The sequence below is a fragment of the Streptomyces sp. NPDC055287 genome (assembly GCF_053646035.1).
On record NZ_JBSHNE010000014.1, the window covers coordinates 70,276 to 84,520 of the forward strand.

Annotated in this window: 14 protein-coding genes and 1 other RNA gene; 8 read left to right on the forward strand and 7 right to left on the reverse strand. The window is 72.7% G+C overall.

Translation table 11 applies throughout. The features are described 5' to 3' along the window. Nucleotides 1–17 precede the first annotated feature (17 nt). Nucleotides 18–173 carry a hypothetical protein gene (locus tag ACWIHY_RS22680; protein ID WP_454377479.1) on the reverse strand — a complete coding sequence of 52 codons (156 nt, stop codon included), beginning with the start codon at nucleotides 171–173 and terminating at the stop codon, nucleotides 18–20. A 120-nt stretch (nucleotides 174–293) separates the two neighbouring features. After that, a complete protein-coding gene (locus ACWIHY_RS22685) occupies nucleotides 294–1,445 on the reverse strand; it encodes a hypothetical protein (protein WP_454377480.1) in 1,152 nt (383 codons plus the stop codon). Between the two features lie 187 nt (nucleotides 1,446–1,632). Here ACWIHY_RS22685 and ACWIHY_RS22690 point away from each other — a divergent pair, with 187 nt between their 5' ends. The 4 genes from ACWIHY_RS22690 to ACWIHY_RS22705 all read left to right on the forward strand — a co-directional run bounded on the left by ACWIHY_RS22690 (nucleotide 1,633) and on the right by ACWIHY_RS22705 (nucleotide 5,602). After that, nucleotides 1,633–2,661 (forward strand): ABC transporter substrate-binding protein, encoded by a 1,029-nt coding sequence (locus ACWIHY_RS22690; RefSeq protein ID WP_454377481.1) that lies wholly within the window; start codon nucleotides 1,633–1,635, stop codon nucleotides 2,659–2,661. Between the two features lie 66 nt (nucleotides 2,662–2,727). Then, nucleotides 2,728–3,612, forward strand: a complete 885-nt coding sequence (locus tag ACWIHY_RS22695) for a Nif3-like dinuclear metal center hexameric protein (RefSeq protein WP_454377482.1) — start codon at nucleotides 2,728–2,730, stop codon at nucleotides 3,610–3,612. After that, a complete protein-coding gene (locus ACWIHY_RS22700; protein WP_454377562.1) occupies nucleotides 3,609–4,352 on the forward strand; it encodes a zinc ribbon domain-containing protein in 744 nt (247 codons plus the stop codon). Before ACWIHY_RS22695 ends, ACWIHY_RS22700 begins: the two co-directional genes overlap by 4 nt. 2 nt (nucleotides 4,353–4,354) lie before the next feature. Then, the gene (locus ACWIHY_RS22705) at nucleotides 4,355–5,602 is read left to right on the forward strand and encodes a bifunctional RNase H/acid phosphatase (RefSeq protein ID WP_454377483.1); all 1,248 of its coding nucleotides are present in this window, start codon (nucleotides 4,355–4,357) and stop codon (nucleotides 5,600–5,602) included. Between the two features lie 62 nt (nucleotides 5,603–5,664). On the opposite strand, the gene eda is transcribed toward ACWIHY_RS22705, so the two are convergent. Both eda and yaaA read right to left on the reverse strand, forming a co-directional pair. Then, the gene (gene eda, locus ACWIHY_RS22710) at nucleotides 5,665–6,300 is read right to left on the reverse strand and encodes a bifunctional 4-hydroxy-2-oxoglutarate aldolase/2-dehydro-3-deoxy-phosphogluconate aldolase (protein ID WP_454377484.1); all 636 of its coding nucleotides are present in this window, start codon (nucleotides 6,298–6,300) and stop codon (nucleotides 5,665–5,667) included. Nucleotides 6,301–6,360: 60 nt separating this feature from the next. Continuing rightward, a complete protein-coding gene (gene yaaA / locus ACWIHY_RS22715; RefSeq protein WP_454377485.1) occupies nucleotides 6,361–7,164 on the reverse strand; it encodes a peroxide stress protein YaaA in 804 nt (267 codons plus the stop codon). 91 nt (nucleotides 7,165–7,255) lie between these two features. On the opposite strand from yaaA, the gene ACWIHY_RS22720 reads away from it, so the two are divergent. The 3 genes from ACWIHY_RS22720 (at nucleotide 7,256) to ACWIHY_RS22730 (ending at nucleotide 9,637) form a co-directional block, all read left to right on the forward strand. Further along, nucleotides 7,256–8,698 carry an RNB domain-containing ribonuclease gene (locus tag ACWIHY_RS22720; RefSeq protein WP_454377486.1) on the forward strand — a complete coding sequence of 481 codons (1,443 nt, stop codon included), beginning with the start codon at nucleotides 7,256–7,258 and terminating at the stop codon, nucleotides 8,696–8,698. Nucleotides 8,699–8,761: 63 nt separating this feature from the next. Next, nucleotides 8,762–9,162: RNase P RNA component class A (rnpB, locus tag ACWIHY_RS22725), an RNA gene on the forward strand. A 157-nt stretch (nucleotides 9,163–9,319) separates the two neighbouring features. Then, nucleotides 9,320–9,637 (forward strand): nuclear transport factor 2 family protein, encoded by a 318-nt coding sequence (locus ACWIHY_RS22730; protein ID WP_454377487.1) that lies wholly within the window; start codon nucleotides 9,320–9,322, stop codon nucleotides 9,635–9,637. A gap of 151 nt (nucleotides 9,638–9,788) precedes the next feature. Here the strand turns inward: ACWIHY_RS22730 and ACWIHY_RS22735 are convergent, their stop codons facing one another. Both ACWIHY_RS22735 and ACWIHY_RS22740 read right to left on the reverse strand, forming a co-directional pair. Continuing rightward, complete coding sequence (locus ACWIHY_RS22735; protein WP_454377488.1) at nucleotides 9,789–10,679, reverse strand: PhzF family phenazine biosynthesis protein; 891 nt, start codon at nucleotides 10,677–10,679, stop codon at nucleotides 9,789–9,791. A 60-nt stretch (nucleotides 10,680–10,739) separates the two neighbouring features. After that, nucleotides 10,740–11,492 (reverse strand): SDR family oxidoreductase, encoded by a 753-nt coding sequence (locus ACWIHY_RS22740; protein ID WP_454377489.1) that lies wholly within the window; start codon nucleotides 11,490–11,492, stop codon nucleotides 10,740–10,742. A 92-nt stretch (nucleotides 11,493–11,584) separates the two neighbouring features. Here ACWIHY_RS22740 and ACWIHY_RS22745 point away from each other — a divergent pair, with 92 nt between their 5' ends. Continuing rightward, nucleotides 11,585–13,204, forward strand: coding sequence for an alkaline phosphatase D family protein (locus ACWIHY_RS22745; RefSeq protein ID WP_454377490.1), 1,620 nt, complete (start codon nucleotides 11,585–11,587; stop codon nucleotides 13,202–13,204). Here ACWIHY_RS22745 and ACWIHY_RS22750 read toward each other — a convergent pair. Continuing rightward, nucleotides 13,201–14,217, reverse strand: coding sequence for a Gfo/Idh/MocA family protein (locus ACWIHY_RS22750; protein ID WP_454377491.1), 1,017 nt, complete (start codon nucleotides 14,215–14,217; stop codon nucleotides 13,201–13,203). The two genes, ACWIHY_RS22745 and ACWIHY_RS22750, sit on opposite strands and share 4 nt — an antisense overlap. Between the last annotated feature and the right edge of the window lie 28 nt (nucleotides 14,218–14,245).

Below are 14,245 nucleotides of genomic sequence, written 5' to 3' on the forward strand. Positions count from 1 at the left end.
GGCCGGGAACTGCGCTCCTACGCCCGGCGGTGGCGGCCATGGGCCGGAGCGGTGGAGTCCTCCGTCGTGGCCGCACCCCCTCGGTGCTTACCGGAGCGGTGGCCGGCGTCGTCCCGTTCGGCGGCCGAAAGCTGCGGCCGCGTCTGGGTCGTGTCGGTTCGGGCTTCAGACATGTTGGGAGATCCCCTGGAATCGCTGCGATCACTTTCAGGTGGTGCAAGGCCCGCCCCGCCGTCACCACCGGCGTTCAGCCGAAACGACCGCGTAGCCCCGGACCGAGTCTAACCACGTGCTCAGCGCCCGGTGAGGGGCGCCTGCTGGAGCGGTACGGGCTTGCACACCACAGGAGTGCCGGGAGCCTCGAATGGTTCCCCACCTGCGGGTTCCATGGGTGGCGGTTCAGTGATCACCTCGCCTTCCGGGGCCTCGATCCGGGCCACTCCGCACGGCACCGCCCCCGTCGCGTACGGCAGTCGCAGCACCCCCTGGCGCGTCCAGAGTCCTGCCCCGGCCAACCACCCCTGCGGCGCCGCGCGGTGATGAAGCTTCCGCTCCGAGGGGCGCCACACCCCGACCCAGCGCTCCGCCGCTCCGTCGATCCGCAGCGCCACCGCGCAGCCCTCCGGCGTCAGGACCTGCCCCGGCTGCACGGCGAACGGCGTCACCGCGCAGTCGGCCGGCCCCAGGCACTCCGGAAAACGCACTGGCAGCATGCTGCCCAGCACGCCCCACCCCAGCCGGTCGCGCCCCGGCGCGTCCGACCGGATCAGCAGCAGACCGCTGTCCGGATCGGCCAGCAGCAGCCGGTCGTTGCTGCCCTCCGCGATCTGCAGCAGCGGCGTCGTCTCACCGCCCCGCTCCAGATCGACCGCCACCGCCTTCGTCACCCCGTCGGTCTCCCGGTCCAGGGCGAGCATCCGGCCCGTACGGTCCAGCCATACCCCGCCCGAGCAGCGCCCGGCGACCTCCGCGACGTGCTCGGGCCCGAAGGCACCGCCCGCCACCTGCCACACGGTGGTGGACAGTTCGCCCACCGACAGGGCGTACGCACGCGAGCCGCCGGGAGCCGGCGGCAGCAGCTCCAGGCGCTCGCACTCGACCGCGCCCACCGGCAGCTCCCCGGTCCGCGGTCCCGTCGGATACAGCAGGGAGAAGCGGTGCCGCCCTCCGCCACTGCCGAAGGCGTGCGAAGCGCCCCCCTCCCGCCGGTGGATCAGCACTCGCCCGTCCGCCAGCGGCAGGAGGCCGGTGTCCGGCTCCTCGGGCTGGTCGGCGGGCAGGGGTACGGCGTAGGGCTCGGGTCCGTCGAGCGTCCACCGCTCCGGGAACCGCGCGTCCCCTTCGCCCGCCAGCCGCGCGGCGTAGGAACCGTCGGCGGCGATCGTGAACACCGACTCACGCACCGCGTCGCCGTCAGCCGCGGTCTCGATGGCACAGGCCGTCATCAGGCCATCACCTCCGGCGAACGAAGCTAGTTTTCGCACTTCCTGCCGAACAACACGAGACAGACCTCTTCACACATAAGGGTGGCCATCATCCGATTCGGCTGAGGTCGCGGGGGCTGGTGTGCTGGGAGATGTCCCCATGTCGATAAAGTAAGGCGCGCCTAACCGACCCTGTCTGGAGCTCTTGATGTCCGTACGACGCCGTGGTGCCGCCGCAGTCTCCCTCGCCGTGGCCGCGGCGCTCGCCCTCACCGCTTGCGGGAGCGGCGACACCGACGCCAAGAGCGAGGGCACCGGCGACAAGAAGACCGTCGCGCAGGGGGGCGAGGACTTCGCCGACGCCGCCGCCAAGACCGCCGCGTACGGTACGGACGCCAAGGCCGGCCAGTTCCCGCGCACCCTCACCCATGCCATGGGCAGGACGGAGGTCGAGTCCGCGCCCAAGCGCGTCGTCGTCCTCGACGTCGGCGAGCTCGACAACGTCGTCTCGCTCGGCGTCGAGCCGGTCGGTTACGCGCCCGCCGAGGGCGACGAGGGCATCCCCGGCTACCTCAAGAAGGACGCCGGCACCCCCAAGAACGTCGGCACCATCAACAACCTCAACCTCGAGGCGATCGCGGCTCTCAAGCCCGACCTCATCCTCGGCAGCCAGCTGCGCGCCGCCGACAAGTACAAGGAATTGTCGACGATCGCGCCGACGGTCTTCTCCATCCGCCCGGGCTTCACGTGGAAGGAGAACTACCTCCTCAACGCCGCCGCCCTCGACAAGAGCGCCGACGCGAAGACCAAGCTCGCCGCGTACGAGAAGAAGGCGAAGCAGCTCGGCACGGACCTCGGCGACAACAAGCCCACCATCTCGATGGTCCGCTACCTCCCCGGCAAGATCCGCCTGTACGCGAAGGCCTCCTTCATCGGCACGATCCTGGAGGACGCCGGCCTGCCGCGACCGGCCAACCAGCAGATCAACGACCTGGCCGCCGAGATCAGCCCCGAGAAGATCGACGAGGCGGACGCCGACTGGATCTTCACCGGCGTCTACGGCGACCCCAAGGCCACCAGCCAGGACAAGGCCGAGGACAACGCGCTCTGGAAGAAGCTCGGCGCCGTGCGGAAGGGGCAGGCCAAGGACGTCCCGGACGAGACCTGGTACCTGGGCCTCGGCGTGACGGCGGCCGACCGGGTCCTCGACGACCTGCGGACGCATGTGACCAAGTAGGCGCCCGGCCGAGCAGGCCGCGTACGCCATGGGCGGCGGGGCACGCGGCGCAGGTAACCTGTCTGCGTGCCCCGTCTGTCTGAAGTCATCGCCGCACTCGACGCCCTCTGGCCCCCCGAGCGGGCCGAGAGCTGGGACGCGGTAGGTACGGTCTGCGGCGAACCCGACGCGGAAGTCACCCGGGTGCTCTTCGCCGTCGACCCGGTCCAGGAGACCGTCGACGAAGCAGTGAAGCTCGGCGCGACCCTCCTCGTCACCCACCACCCGCTCTATCTGCGCGGTACGACGACGGTCGCGGCGTCCACCTTCAAGGGCCGGGCCGTGCACACCCTGATCAAGAACGACATCGCGCTGCACGTCGCCCACACCAATGCCGACAGCGCCGACCCCGGCGTCTCCGACGCCCTCGCCGGAGCGCTGGACCTGCGGGTCACCGGGCCTCTCGTCCCCGACCCCACGGACCCCAAGGGCCGCCGCGGCCTCGGCCGCGTCTGCGAGCTCGACCCCCCGGCCACCCTCGGCCACTTCGCCGCCCGGGTCGCCGCCCGGCTGCCCGCCACCGCGCAGGGCGTCCGCGTCGCCGGCGACCCGGACGCCCTCGTCCGCACGGTCGCCGTCAGCGGCGGCTCCGGCGACAGTCTCTTCGCCGACGTATGGGCAGCGGGGGTCGACGCCTTCGTCACCGCGGACCTGCGCCACCACCCGGCCTCGGAGGCCCGCGAACACACTCCCCTCGCGCTGATCGACGCCGCGCACTGGGCCACCGAGTGGCCCTGGTGCGAACAGGCCGCCGCCCAGCTGGACGAGATCTCCGACCGTCACGGATGGGACCTGCGGGTCCACGTCTCGAAGACGGTCACCGACCCCTGGACCTCCCACCACGCCCCCACCACCGCCCTTCCGACGAGCGCTTCGCGCGCCCCTTTTGATCCTTCTGGAGCCCCCAACTGAACGCCGCGCCCGCCGACCAGATCCGTCTCCTCGACGTACAGGCCCTCGACCTGCGCCTGTCCCAGCTCGCCCACCGGCGCAACTCGCTCCCCGAGCACGCCGAGATCGAATCGCTCACCAAGGACCTCGCGCAGCTGCGCGACCTGCTGGTCGCCGCGCAGACCGAGGAGAGCGACACCACCCGCGAGCAGACCAAGGCCGAGCAGGACGTCGACCAGGTCCGCCAGCGCGCCGCGCGCGACCAGCAGCGTCTCGACTCGGGCGCCGTCTCCTCGCCCAAGGACCTGGAGAACCTCCAGCGCGAGATCGTCTCCCTCGCCAAGCGCCAGGGTGACCTGGAGGACGTGGTCCTCGAGGTCATGGAGCGCCGCGAGTCCATCCAGGAGCGGGTCGCCGAGCTGACCGAGCGCGTCTCCTCCGTCCAGGCCAAGGCCGACGACGCGACCGCGCGCCGCGACGCCGCGCTGGAGCAGATCGACGGCGAGGCCGCCACGGTCACCAAGCAGCGCGAGGTCGCCTCCGCGACCATCCCCGCCGACCTCCTCAAGCTGTACGAGAAGCTCCGCGTCCAGTCCGGTGGCGTCGGCGCGGCCCGCCTCTACCAGCGCCGCTGCGAGGGCTGCCAGCTGGAACTCAACATCACCGAGGTCAACGAGGTGCGGGCCGCCGCCCCCGACACGGTGCTGCGGTGCGAGAACTGCCGCCGCATCCTTGTCCGTACGTCCGAGTCCGGCCTGTAGCCGTGGGACGCAGCCTCCTCATCGAGGCCGACGGCGGCTCCCGGGGCAACCCGGGACCCGCCGGCTACGGCGCGGTCGTCCTCGACCCGGAGACGGGGGAGACGCTCGCCGAAGCCGCCGAGTACATCGGTGTCGCCACGAACAACGTCGCGGAGTACAAGGGCCTGATCGCCGGCCTGCGCGCCGCGCACGCGCTCGCGCCCGACGCGACCGTCCATGTCCGCATGGACTCCAAGCTCGTCGTCGAGCAGATGTCCGGCCGCTGGAAGATCAAGCACCCGGACATGAAGCCGCTCGCGGCCGAGGCCGCGACGGTCTTCCCGCGCGTCCGGGTCACCTACGAGTGGATCCCCCGCGAGAAGAACAAGCACGCCGACCGGCTCGCCAACGAGGCGATGGACGCGGGCAAGAAGGGCAAGAAGTGGGAGCCGTCGGCTTCCACGGCCGACCTCGCCGCCCGTGCCTCCGCCCCGCCGCGTGTGGTGGGCGACGCGGTGGCCGGCGCGGCGAAGGCGCGAGCGGCGCTGGGCCGCGCGGTGGCCGAGCCGCTGACCCTGCCGGACGCCTCGGAGGCGGAGCCCGCTCCTGCCGCGGCGACCGTGGGCTGGGGCGTCCCCGCCGACCTGGGTGCGCCCGCGACGTTCGTCCTCCTGCGCCACGGCGAGACCGCGCTCACACCCGAGAAGCGGTTCTCGGGGAGCGGGGGCTCCGACCCGGAGCTGTCGGCTGTCGGCCGCCGCCAGGCGGAGGCGGTCGCCACGACCCTGGCGGCGCGCGGCACCATCCAGGAGATCGTCAGCTCGCCGCTGCGGCGCTGTCGCGAGACGGCGGACGCGGTGGCGGCGCGCCTCGGGCTCGACGTACGCGTCGAGGAGGGCCTGCGCGAGACGGACTTCGGCGCATGGGAGGGCCTGACGTTCGCCGAGGTCCGCGAGCGCTACCCCGAGGACCTGGACGCCTGGCTGGCGTCTCCGAAGGCGGCCCCGACGGGGGGCGGCGAGAGCTTCGCGACGGTGGCGCGGCGGGTGTCGGCGACGCGGGACAAGCTGATCGCCCGTTGCGCGGGGCGCACGGTCCTGGTCGTCACGCACGTGACCCCGGTCAAGACGCTGGTACGCCTGGCTCTGGCCGCACCGCCCGAGTCGCTGTTCCGGATGGAGCTGTCGGCCGCGTCGCTGTCGGCTGTGGCGTACTTCGCGGACGGCAACGCGTCGCTGCGCCTGCTGAACGACACGTCGCACCTGCGGTAACGCTTCCGTCCCGAATGCCGGGCCCCACGGGAACGGCATTCGGGACCGCGGTCGGGCACCTTTCAGCCCCGTCGCAGGCCCTGCCGGCGCAGCCCCGCCGCCTCCCGGGCCAGCGCCTCCACCTGGCCCCAGTCCTTCGCGGCCAGCGCGTCCGCCGGGAGCATCCAGGTGCCGCCCACGCAGCCCACGTTCCCCAGAGCCAGGTACGACGGCGCCGAAGCCAGGGTGATGCCGCCCGTCGGGCAGAAGCGGGCCTGGGGGAGTGGGGCCCCCAGGGACTTCAGGTACGGCGTACCGCCCGCCGCCTCCGCCGGGAAGAACTTCATCTCCGTCACGCCGCGCTCCAGCAGCGCCACGACCTCCGACGTCGTCGAGACCCCCGGCAGGAACGGCACCCCGGACGCCTTCATCGTGTCCAGCAGCGTGTCCGTCCACCCCGGGCTGACCAGAAACCGCGCCCCGGCCGCGACCGCGTCGGCGACCCCGGCCGGGGAAATCACCGTCCCGGCCCCCACCACCGCGTCGGGCACCCGCGCGGCGATGGCGCGGATCGAGTCGAGCGCGGCCGGCGTCCGCAGCGTGACCTCGATCGCCGGGAGTCCGCCCGCGACCAGCGCGCGCGCCAGCGGCACGGCGTCGGCGGCGTCCTCCAGGACAACGACAGGGACGACGGGCGCGAGGTCGAGCACGGAAGTCATGCCGCCATCCTGCCGTGGGCGTGCGGTAGGTGCAACGAGCGTTGCGCAGAGCGCAACGGCTCAGTGGATCTGGCTCACCACGACGTCCAGCGCCCACGCCTTCCCCGCCTTGGGCGGAGCCGCCGCCTCCACGACGTATCCGAGCTCCCGCAGCACCGGGACGAGCTCCGCCGGGTGGGCGGGAGCGGCACCGGCCACCAGGAGGTCCCGTACGATCCGCCCCTTCGTCGCCTTGTTGAAGTGGCTGACGACGGACCGCTTCTCGACCCCGTTCGCGTCGGTCTGCGAGTGCAGCACCCGCACGGTGGCCGTGCGCCCCGCCACGTCCCCCTTGGGCTTCCAGGCGGGCGTGTACGCCGACGACCGCAGGTCCAGCACCAGTCCGTCGCCCGCGGCCACCGGCATCGCGGCGGCCATCGGCCCGCGCCAGTACGCTCCCAGCGCGCCCAGCGCCGGAAGCTTCACACCCATGGAGCACCGGTACGAGGGGATCCGGTCGCCGATGCCGACCGCGCCCCAGAGCCCGGAGAACACCAGCAGTGACTGCCGGGCCCGCTTGCGCGCGGCAGCGTCGAGGGTGGCCAGACCAAGAGCGTCGTACAGCACGCCCGTATAGATCTCGCCGGCCGGCCGCGCCCCCGCGGTCCGCAGCTCGACGTTCTTGGCGACCTCGCCGCGCAGCCCCTCGCTCAGCCCGAGGACGACGCGCGCCTTCTCCTCGTCCGCGGCGCACAGCTCCACCAGCTCGTCCAGTACCGCGGCCCGCGCCCCGGCCAGCTCCGGCAGCGAGAGGGTCTCCGGCTTCAGGGGCGCGCCGGAACCACTGGCGGCCTTTCCTTCGGACGGCGGCAAGAGCACGAGCACAGCGGGACTCCTTCGGATACGTACACGGCGAAACGCCAGGGTAAGCGGAGCCCGCCGTGCCGCCCGGCCCCACCGGACCTACGCTCGGACCATGCCCCGCCGCCCTATCCACGTGACCGGTGCACCGGAGGCCCCCCTCCGGGCAGCCCTGCGCGCCCTGCGCACCACGCTCGACGCGCCGGAGGCGTTCCCGGCCGAGGTCCTCGCGGAAGCGGGACAGGCCGCGAAGGCTCCCCGGCTGCCCGCGTACGACGCGACCGGCATCCCGTTGTTCACCATCGACCCGCCGGGTTCCGCCGACCTCGACCAGGCGATGCACCTGGCCCGCCGCGAGGGCGGCGGCTACCGCGTGCACTACGCGATCGCCGACGTCGCCGCCTTCGTCGCGCCGGGCGGCGCGATCGACGCCGAGGCGCACCGCCGGGTGGTGACCCTGTACTTCCCGGACGGGAAGATCCCACTGCACCCGCCGCGGCTCTCCGAGGGCGTCGCGAGTCTGCTTCCCGGGCAGACGTGCCCGGCCCTCCTGTGGCGCATCGACCTCGACGCCCACGGCGGCGCCGAGGCCGTCGACGTGCGGCGCGCGCTCGTACGCAGCCGGGCGAGGCTCGACTACTCCGGCGTCCAGCAGCAGATCGACGCGGGCACCGCCGAGGAGCCCGTCGCGCTGCTGCGCGACATCGGACGGCTGCGCGAGGCGCTGGAGCACGAGCGCGGCGGGATCTCGCTGAACGTGCCGGAGCAGGAGATCGTCGAGCGCGGCGACTCGTACTTCCCCGGCTTCCGCGCGCCGCTGCCGGCCGAAGGCTGGAACGCCCAGATCTCCCTCCTCACCGGCATGGCCGCCGCCGATCTGATGCTCGCCACCGGCACCGGCATCCTGCGCACGCTGCCCGCCGCCCCCGTCGGCGAGGTGGCACGCCTGCGCCGGTCGGCCAAGGCGCTGCGCATCGAGTGGCCGCATCACACGTCGTACGCCGGGATCGTCCGTTCGCTGGACCCGACGAAGGCCGCGCACGCCGCGTTCCTCCAGGAGTGCACGACGCTGCTGCGCGGCGCGGGCTACACCGTCTTCACCAACGGCGAGGTGCCGGACCCCGCCGTCCACGCGGCGGTCGCGGCCCCGTACACCCACTGCACGGCCCCGCTGCGCCGCCTGGCCGACCGCTACGCGGGCGAGCTGTGCGTCGCCGCCGTCGCGGGCGAGGAGCCGCCGCAGTGGGTACGGGACGCGCTGCCCGCCCTCCCGCAGGAGATGGCGGAGGGGGCGCGGCGGGCGAACACCGTCGAACGCGAGTGCGTCGACATCGTCGAGGCGGCGCTGCTGAGGGACCGGGTGGGCGAACTGTTCAACGCCCACGTCGTCGATGTGAAGGAGAGCGACCGGGCGGTCGGGACGGTCCACCTGGAGGACGTGGCGGTCGTCGGCCGGATCGAGGGCGGCGACGGGGAGCTCCCGCTGGGGGAGCGGATCAGGGTCCGGCTCACTCAGGCGGACCCGGGCACGGCGAAGGTGCTGTTCTCCCCGGCGTGACTCCGGCGACGTACGCGCGCGGTCGCCCCGCCTCCCGGCGGGTAGCATGGTCGGCACGGCAGACGAGCCGGGCGGACGGCCGCGTGGAGATCCTCGGATCTCCCCGAGGAACGTCCGGGCTCCACAGGGCAAGGTGGTGGCTAACGGCCACCCGGGGTGACCCGCGGGACAGTGCCACAGAAAACAGACCGCCGGGGACTTCGGTCCTCGGTAAGGGTGAAACGGTGGTGTAAGAGACCACCAGCGCCTGAGGTGACTCAGGCGGCTAGGTAAACCCCACTTGGAGCAAGGTCAAGAGGGGCCGTCGCGAGGCGGCCCTGCGCGGACGACCGAGGGCTGCCCGCCCGAGTCCGCGGGTAGACCGCACGAGGCCGGCGGCAACGCCGGTCCTAGATGGATGGCCGTCGCCCCGACGACCGCGAGGTCCCGGGGCACAGAACCCGGCGTACAGCCCGACTCGTCTGCCGCCCACCCGCCACGCTTGCCGGCCCGCCCGCCCGAGGGCGCGGTCGCGTTCGTGTTCCCGCGTACGGCCGGTGGAGTGGCGCCGGAGTGCGGGGAGCCCCGGGCGTGCGCATCCTTGACGGGGGTGCAGCAGCGAAGAGGAGTTCTCCCGTGGTCATGACTGCCGATCAGCTGTCGGAGCCGGCCGTGCGCGCGTTCGTCGTCGCGGTCAACGCCCACGACCGTGCCGCGTTCCAGGACGTTCTCGTGCCCGGGGCGACCATGTCCGACGACGGGACCGAACGGGACCTCGCCGAGTGGACGGAGCGGGAGATCTTCTCCTCGGGCGGGCAGATGGTCGTCGAGTCGGAGAAGGCGGGCGGCCGGTCACTGGTCGTCCGGTACCGCAACGACACCTGGGGCGAGATGCGTACCGCCTGGGACTTCGTCGTCGACGGCGGGAAGATCACCCGCTTCGAGACGGGGCAGGCCTGAGACCAGGCCCGCCCCGCGGTGTGTCAGTGGCAGTATGTGATGCCGTTGTTGCCCGTCGCCCGGCAGCAGGAGTCCAGCCGGGTGCCGCTCGGCTTGATCAGGCGGCCTTGTCGCCGGTGTTTCCAGAAATGAGCCGGCCGGAACGGGTCGATCACGCGGTCGGGCTGTCGGCCGTCCTCTCCGGGATGCGCGCGCCCGCGCCGCCGACCCTGATCCGCCTGTCGCCCGCGCGGAGTTCGACCGTCAGGACACCGGGGCGCCCCATGTCGTCGCCCTGGTGGAGCGTCAGCACCGTCTCTTCCGGCACCAGACCCAGTTCCCGTGCGTACGCCCCGAACGCCGCGGCCGCGGCGCCCGTCGCCGGGTCCTCGACCACGCCGCCCACCGGGAACGGGTCGCGGACGTGGAACGTCGTCGCGTCCTCGCGCCACACCAGCTGCACCGTCGTCAGGTCCAGACGGCGCATCAGCGCGGCCAGCCGCTCGAAGTCGTACGACAGATCCGCCAGCCGGTCGCGGGTCGCCGCCGCCAGGATCAGATGGCGGGCGCCGGCGTACGCGATGCGCGGCGGGAACGCCGGGTCGAGGTCGGCGGCCGGCCAGTCCAGCGCGGCCAGCGCCTCCGCCACATCGTCCCCGGCCGCGTCCTCGGTGTGCGGTTCGACGCTGGTGAGGGTGGCGCGGTACGTGCCGTCGGCGCTCTCGGTCACCTTCACCGGGATCGTGCCGGCCGGCGTCTCGAAGACCAGGTCGCCGGGGCGGCCGTCGCGCTCGGCGAGCGCCACGGCCGTCGCGACCGTGGCGTGGCCGCAGAAGGGCACCTCGGCCTGCGGGCTGAAGTACCGGACGGTGAAGGCGCGTCCGGGCTCGAGTTCCTCCGTGAGGAACGCGGTCTCGCTGTAGCCGAGGCCGGCCGCGACGGCCAGCATGTCCGCGCCGTCGAGCCCCGCCGCGTCCAGGACCACCCCCGCCGGATTGCCGCCCGCCGGGTCGGTCGAGAAGGCGGTGTAGCGGAGGATTTCGGTATCAGTGAATGACTTCATACAGCGGCCAACGGCGGGCGGCCCTCCCGTGTTCCCGTGTTCCCGCGCTCCCGTCGGCCCTCAGCCTCGTCCGACGTACGGCATCGTCGTCGCCAGTACCGTCGCGAACTGCACATTCGCCTCCAGCGGGAGTTCCGCCATGTGCAGCACCGTGCGTGCCACGTCCCGTACGTCCATCACCGGCTCCGCCATCAGCTCACCGCTGGCCTGCAGGATTCCGGCCTGCATCCGCTCCGTCATGTCGGTCGCCGCGTTGCCGATGTCGATCTGGCCGCACGCGATCCGGTGCGGCCGCCCGTCGAGCGAGAGGGACTTCGTCAGGCCCGTCATGGCGTGCTTGGTGGTCGTGTACGCGATGGAGTTCGGCCGGGGCGCGTGTGCCGAGATCGAACCGTTGTTGATGATCCGCCCGCCCTGCGGGTCCTGACCCTTCATCTGCCGGAACGCCGCCTGCGCGCAGAGGAACGAGCCCGTGACGTTCACGTCGACGACCGCGCGCCACTCGGCGTACGGGATGTCCTCCACCGGCACTCCGCGCGGCCCGAACGTGCCCGCGTTGTTGAAGAGCAGGTCGAGCCGCCCGTACCGCTCGCGCACGGCGGCGAAGAGGGTGTCCACATCACCCGGAAGCGACACGTCCGCCTGTACGCACAAGGTCTCGCCGCCCGCCTCCTGCGCGGTCTCCTCCAGAGGGCCGGTGCGCCGCCCTGCCAGTGCGACCGACCAGCCCGCACCCGCCAGGGCGAGTGCGACGGCGCGGCCGATGCCCGAGCCCGCTCCGGTCACGACAGCGATCTTCGTCTGAGGGTTCATGGCCCAGCAGCGTACGTGACACGTACATGAAAGCGCGGCGACGCCCCGTGCCACTCCAATACCTCTGACAACAGCCGTCAGGGGAGGGGCAGATGACCATCACATCGGGCCATGACCAGGAGCTCAGGGCCGCCGCACGGCACATCCACCGCCGCAGGTTCCTCACCGTCACCGGGGCCGCCGCCGCGCTCGCCTTCGCGACGAACCTGCCGGGGACCGCCCAGGCCGCGGAGCTCGACGCGAAGAGAATCACCGACGACCCCTTCACCCTCGGCGTCGCGTCCGGGGACCCGCTCCCCGGGTCCGTACTCCTGTGGACGAGGCTCGCCCCGAAGCCGTACGAGCCGGACAGCGGCCTCCCGCGGGCCCGCGTCCAGGTGCGCTGGGAACTCGCGCACGACGCCCGCTTCCGCCGGACCGTCAGACGCGGCCACGTCACCGCGCACCCCGAGTTCGCCCACAGCGTCCGCGTCGAGGCCGCCGGGCTCGACCCCGACCGCGTCTACTACTTCCGCTTCCGCGCCGGCGACTGGACCAGCCCGGTCGGCCGTACGCGCACGGCCCCCGCCCGTGGCGCCCGCATCAGCGAGCTGCGGCTCGCGGCCGTCTCCTGCCAGGCGTACCACGACGGGTACTTCACCCCGTACAAGCACCTCGCGGAGGAAGACCTCGACATCGTCTTCCACCTCGGTGACTACCTGTACGAGTACGCCGTGAACGGCGTCGGCGGCGCCCGCGCCTACACCGACCGCCGGCTGCCCGCGCACTTCAACCGCGAGACGGTCACGCTGGAGGACTACCGGCTGCGGTACGCCCTCTACAAGTCCGACCCGGACCTGATGGCCGCGCACGCCGCGCACCCCTTCGTCGTCACCTGGGACGACCACGAGACGGAGAACAACTACGCGGGCGGGACCCCCGAGAACGACGTACCGCCCGAGGAGTTCCTGCTGCGCCGGGCGGCGGCGTACCGCGCCTACTGGGAGAACCAGCCGCTGCGCGCCCCGCAGCAGCCCGACGGCGCCGACATGCGGCTCTACCGGCGGCTGCACTTCGGGCGGCTCGCGCAGTTCGACATCCTCGACACCCGCCAGTACCGCTCCAACCAGGCGTACGGCGACGGCTGGCAGCTCCCGGGCCCCGAGTCCGAGGACCCGTCGCGCACCATGACCGGCGCCGGGCAGGAGCGGTGGCTCATCGACGGCTGGCACGCGTCGCGGGCGCTGTGGAACGTCGTACCGCAGCAGGTCACCTTCGCCCGGCGGCGCAGCGTCGGCGACCCGAAGGTCAGCATGGACGCGTGGGACGGCTACCCCGCCTCGCGCAAGCGGGTGCTCGACGGCGCGGAGGCGGCCGGCGCCGAGAACCTGGTGGTGCTCACCGGTGACGTCCACGTCTCGTACGCCTTCGACCTGAAGAAGGACTTCGAGGACCCGGATTCGCGCACGGTCGGCACCGAGTTCGTCACGACCTCCGTATCGAGCGGCAAAGACGGTGCGGAGAGGCCGGCCAACTACGACCGTCTGATGCAGGGCAACGCGCACCTGAAGTTCTACAACGGCAGGCGCGGCTACACCACGGTCACGCTCGGGGAGGACGCGGCGCGCGCGGACTTCCGCACGGTGGCGGGGGTCACCACGCCCGGCGCGCCGGTCACGACGGCGGCGTCACTGGTGACGGAGGCGGGAAACCCGGGCCTGAAGCCCGCCTAGACCTGCGGCTCCTTCTCCTCGCCCGGGTAGCGGACGCCGATGCGGTCGCGCACCGCGTCGAGCGTCCGCATGACGGCGAGAGTGCCGGCCAGCGGAACGAGCGGCGACTCCTTCTCGCCCGCGCGCAGGCAGCGCATCACCTCGGCCGCTTCGTACTGGAGGCTGTGACGACCGGCGACTCCGGCGGTGAACTCCTCGGGCTCCGCGCCGTCCCGGTGCAGCACGAACCGGTCGGGGTAGAAGAAGCCGCGCCCCAGCTCGATCCGGCCCCCGGTCCCCGTCACGGCCGCCGTGATGGGGGTGTCGGCGGTGAGGGAACAGCTGAGCAGCGCCGTCGCCCCCGCGTCCCACCCGAGGAGCATGCCGGTGTTCAGGTCCACGCCTTCCGGCGACAGCAGCGCGTCGGCCTGTACGCGGTCGGGCTCGCCCAGCAGCAGATGCGCGAACGACACCGGGTACACACCGAGGTCCAGCAGCGCCCCGCCGCCGAGCGCCGGGTCACGCAGCCGGTGCCCGGCCGCGAAGGGGCCCGCCAGCCCGAAGTCGGCCTGCACGGTCCGCACTTCGCCGATCGCGCCGTCCCGCACCAGTTGCACGAGGCGCCGGACGACCGGGTTGCAGTACATCCACATCGCCTCCATCAGGAAGCGGTCGTGCCGCCGGGCCACGGCGACCAGTTCCTGCGCCTCACGGGAGTTGAGCGTGAACGCCTTCTCGCACAGCACCGCCCTGCCCGCCTCCAGGCACAGGCCGGCGGCCGCCCGGTGCGCGGAGTGCGGGCCCGCGACGTACACGACGTCGACGTCCTCGTCCGCGGCGAGCTCCGCCCAGCTTCCGTACGCCCGCGGTATCCCGAACCGTTCGGCGAACGCCTTGGCGGTCGCGGTCGTACGGGAGGCGACCGCGATCACCTCGGCGCCGTCGGTGTCCCGCATCGCCAGCAGGTCCGCGGTGAACGACGACGCGATGCCGCCCGTTGCCAGCACGCCCCACCGCACGGTTTGCTTGCCCATGCCAGCCCCCAGGAATAGGTCTCGACCA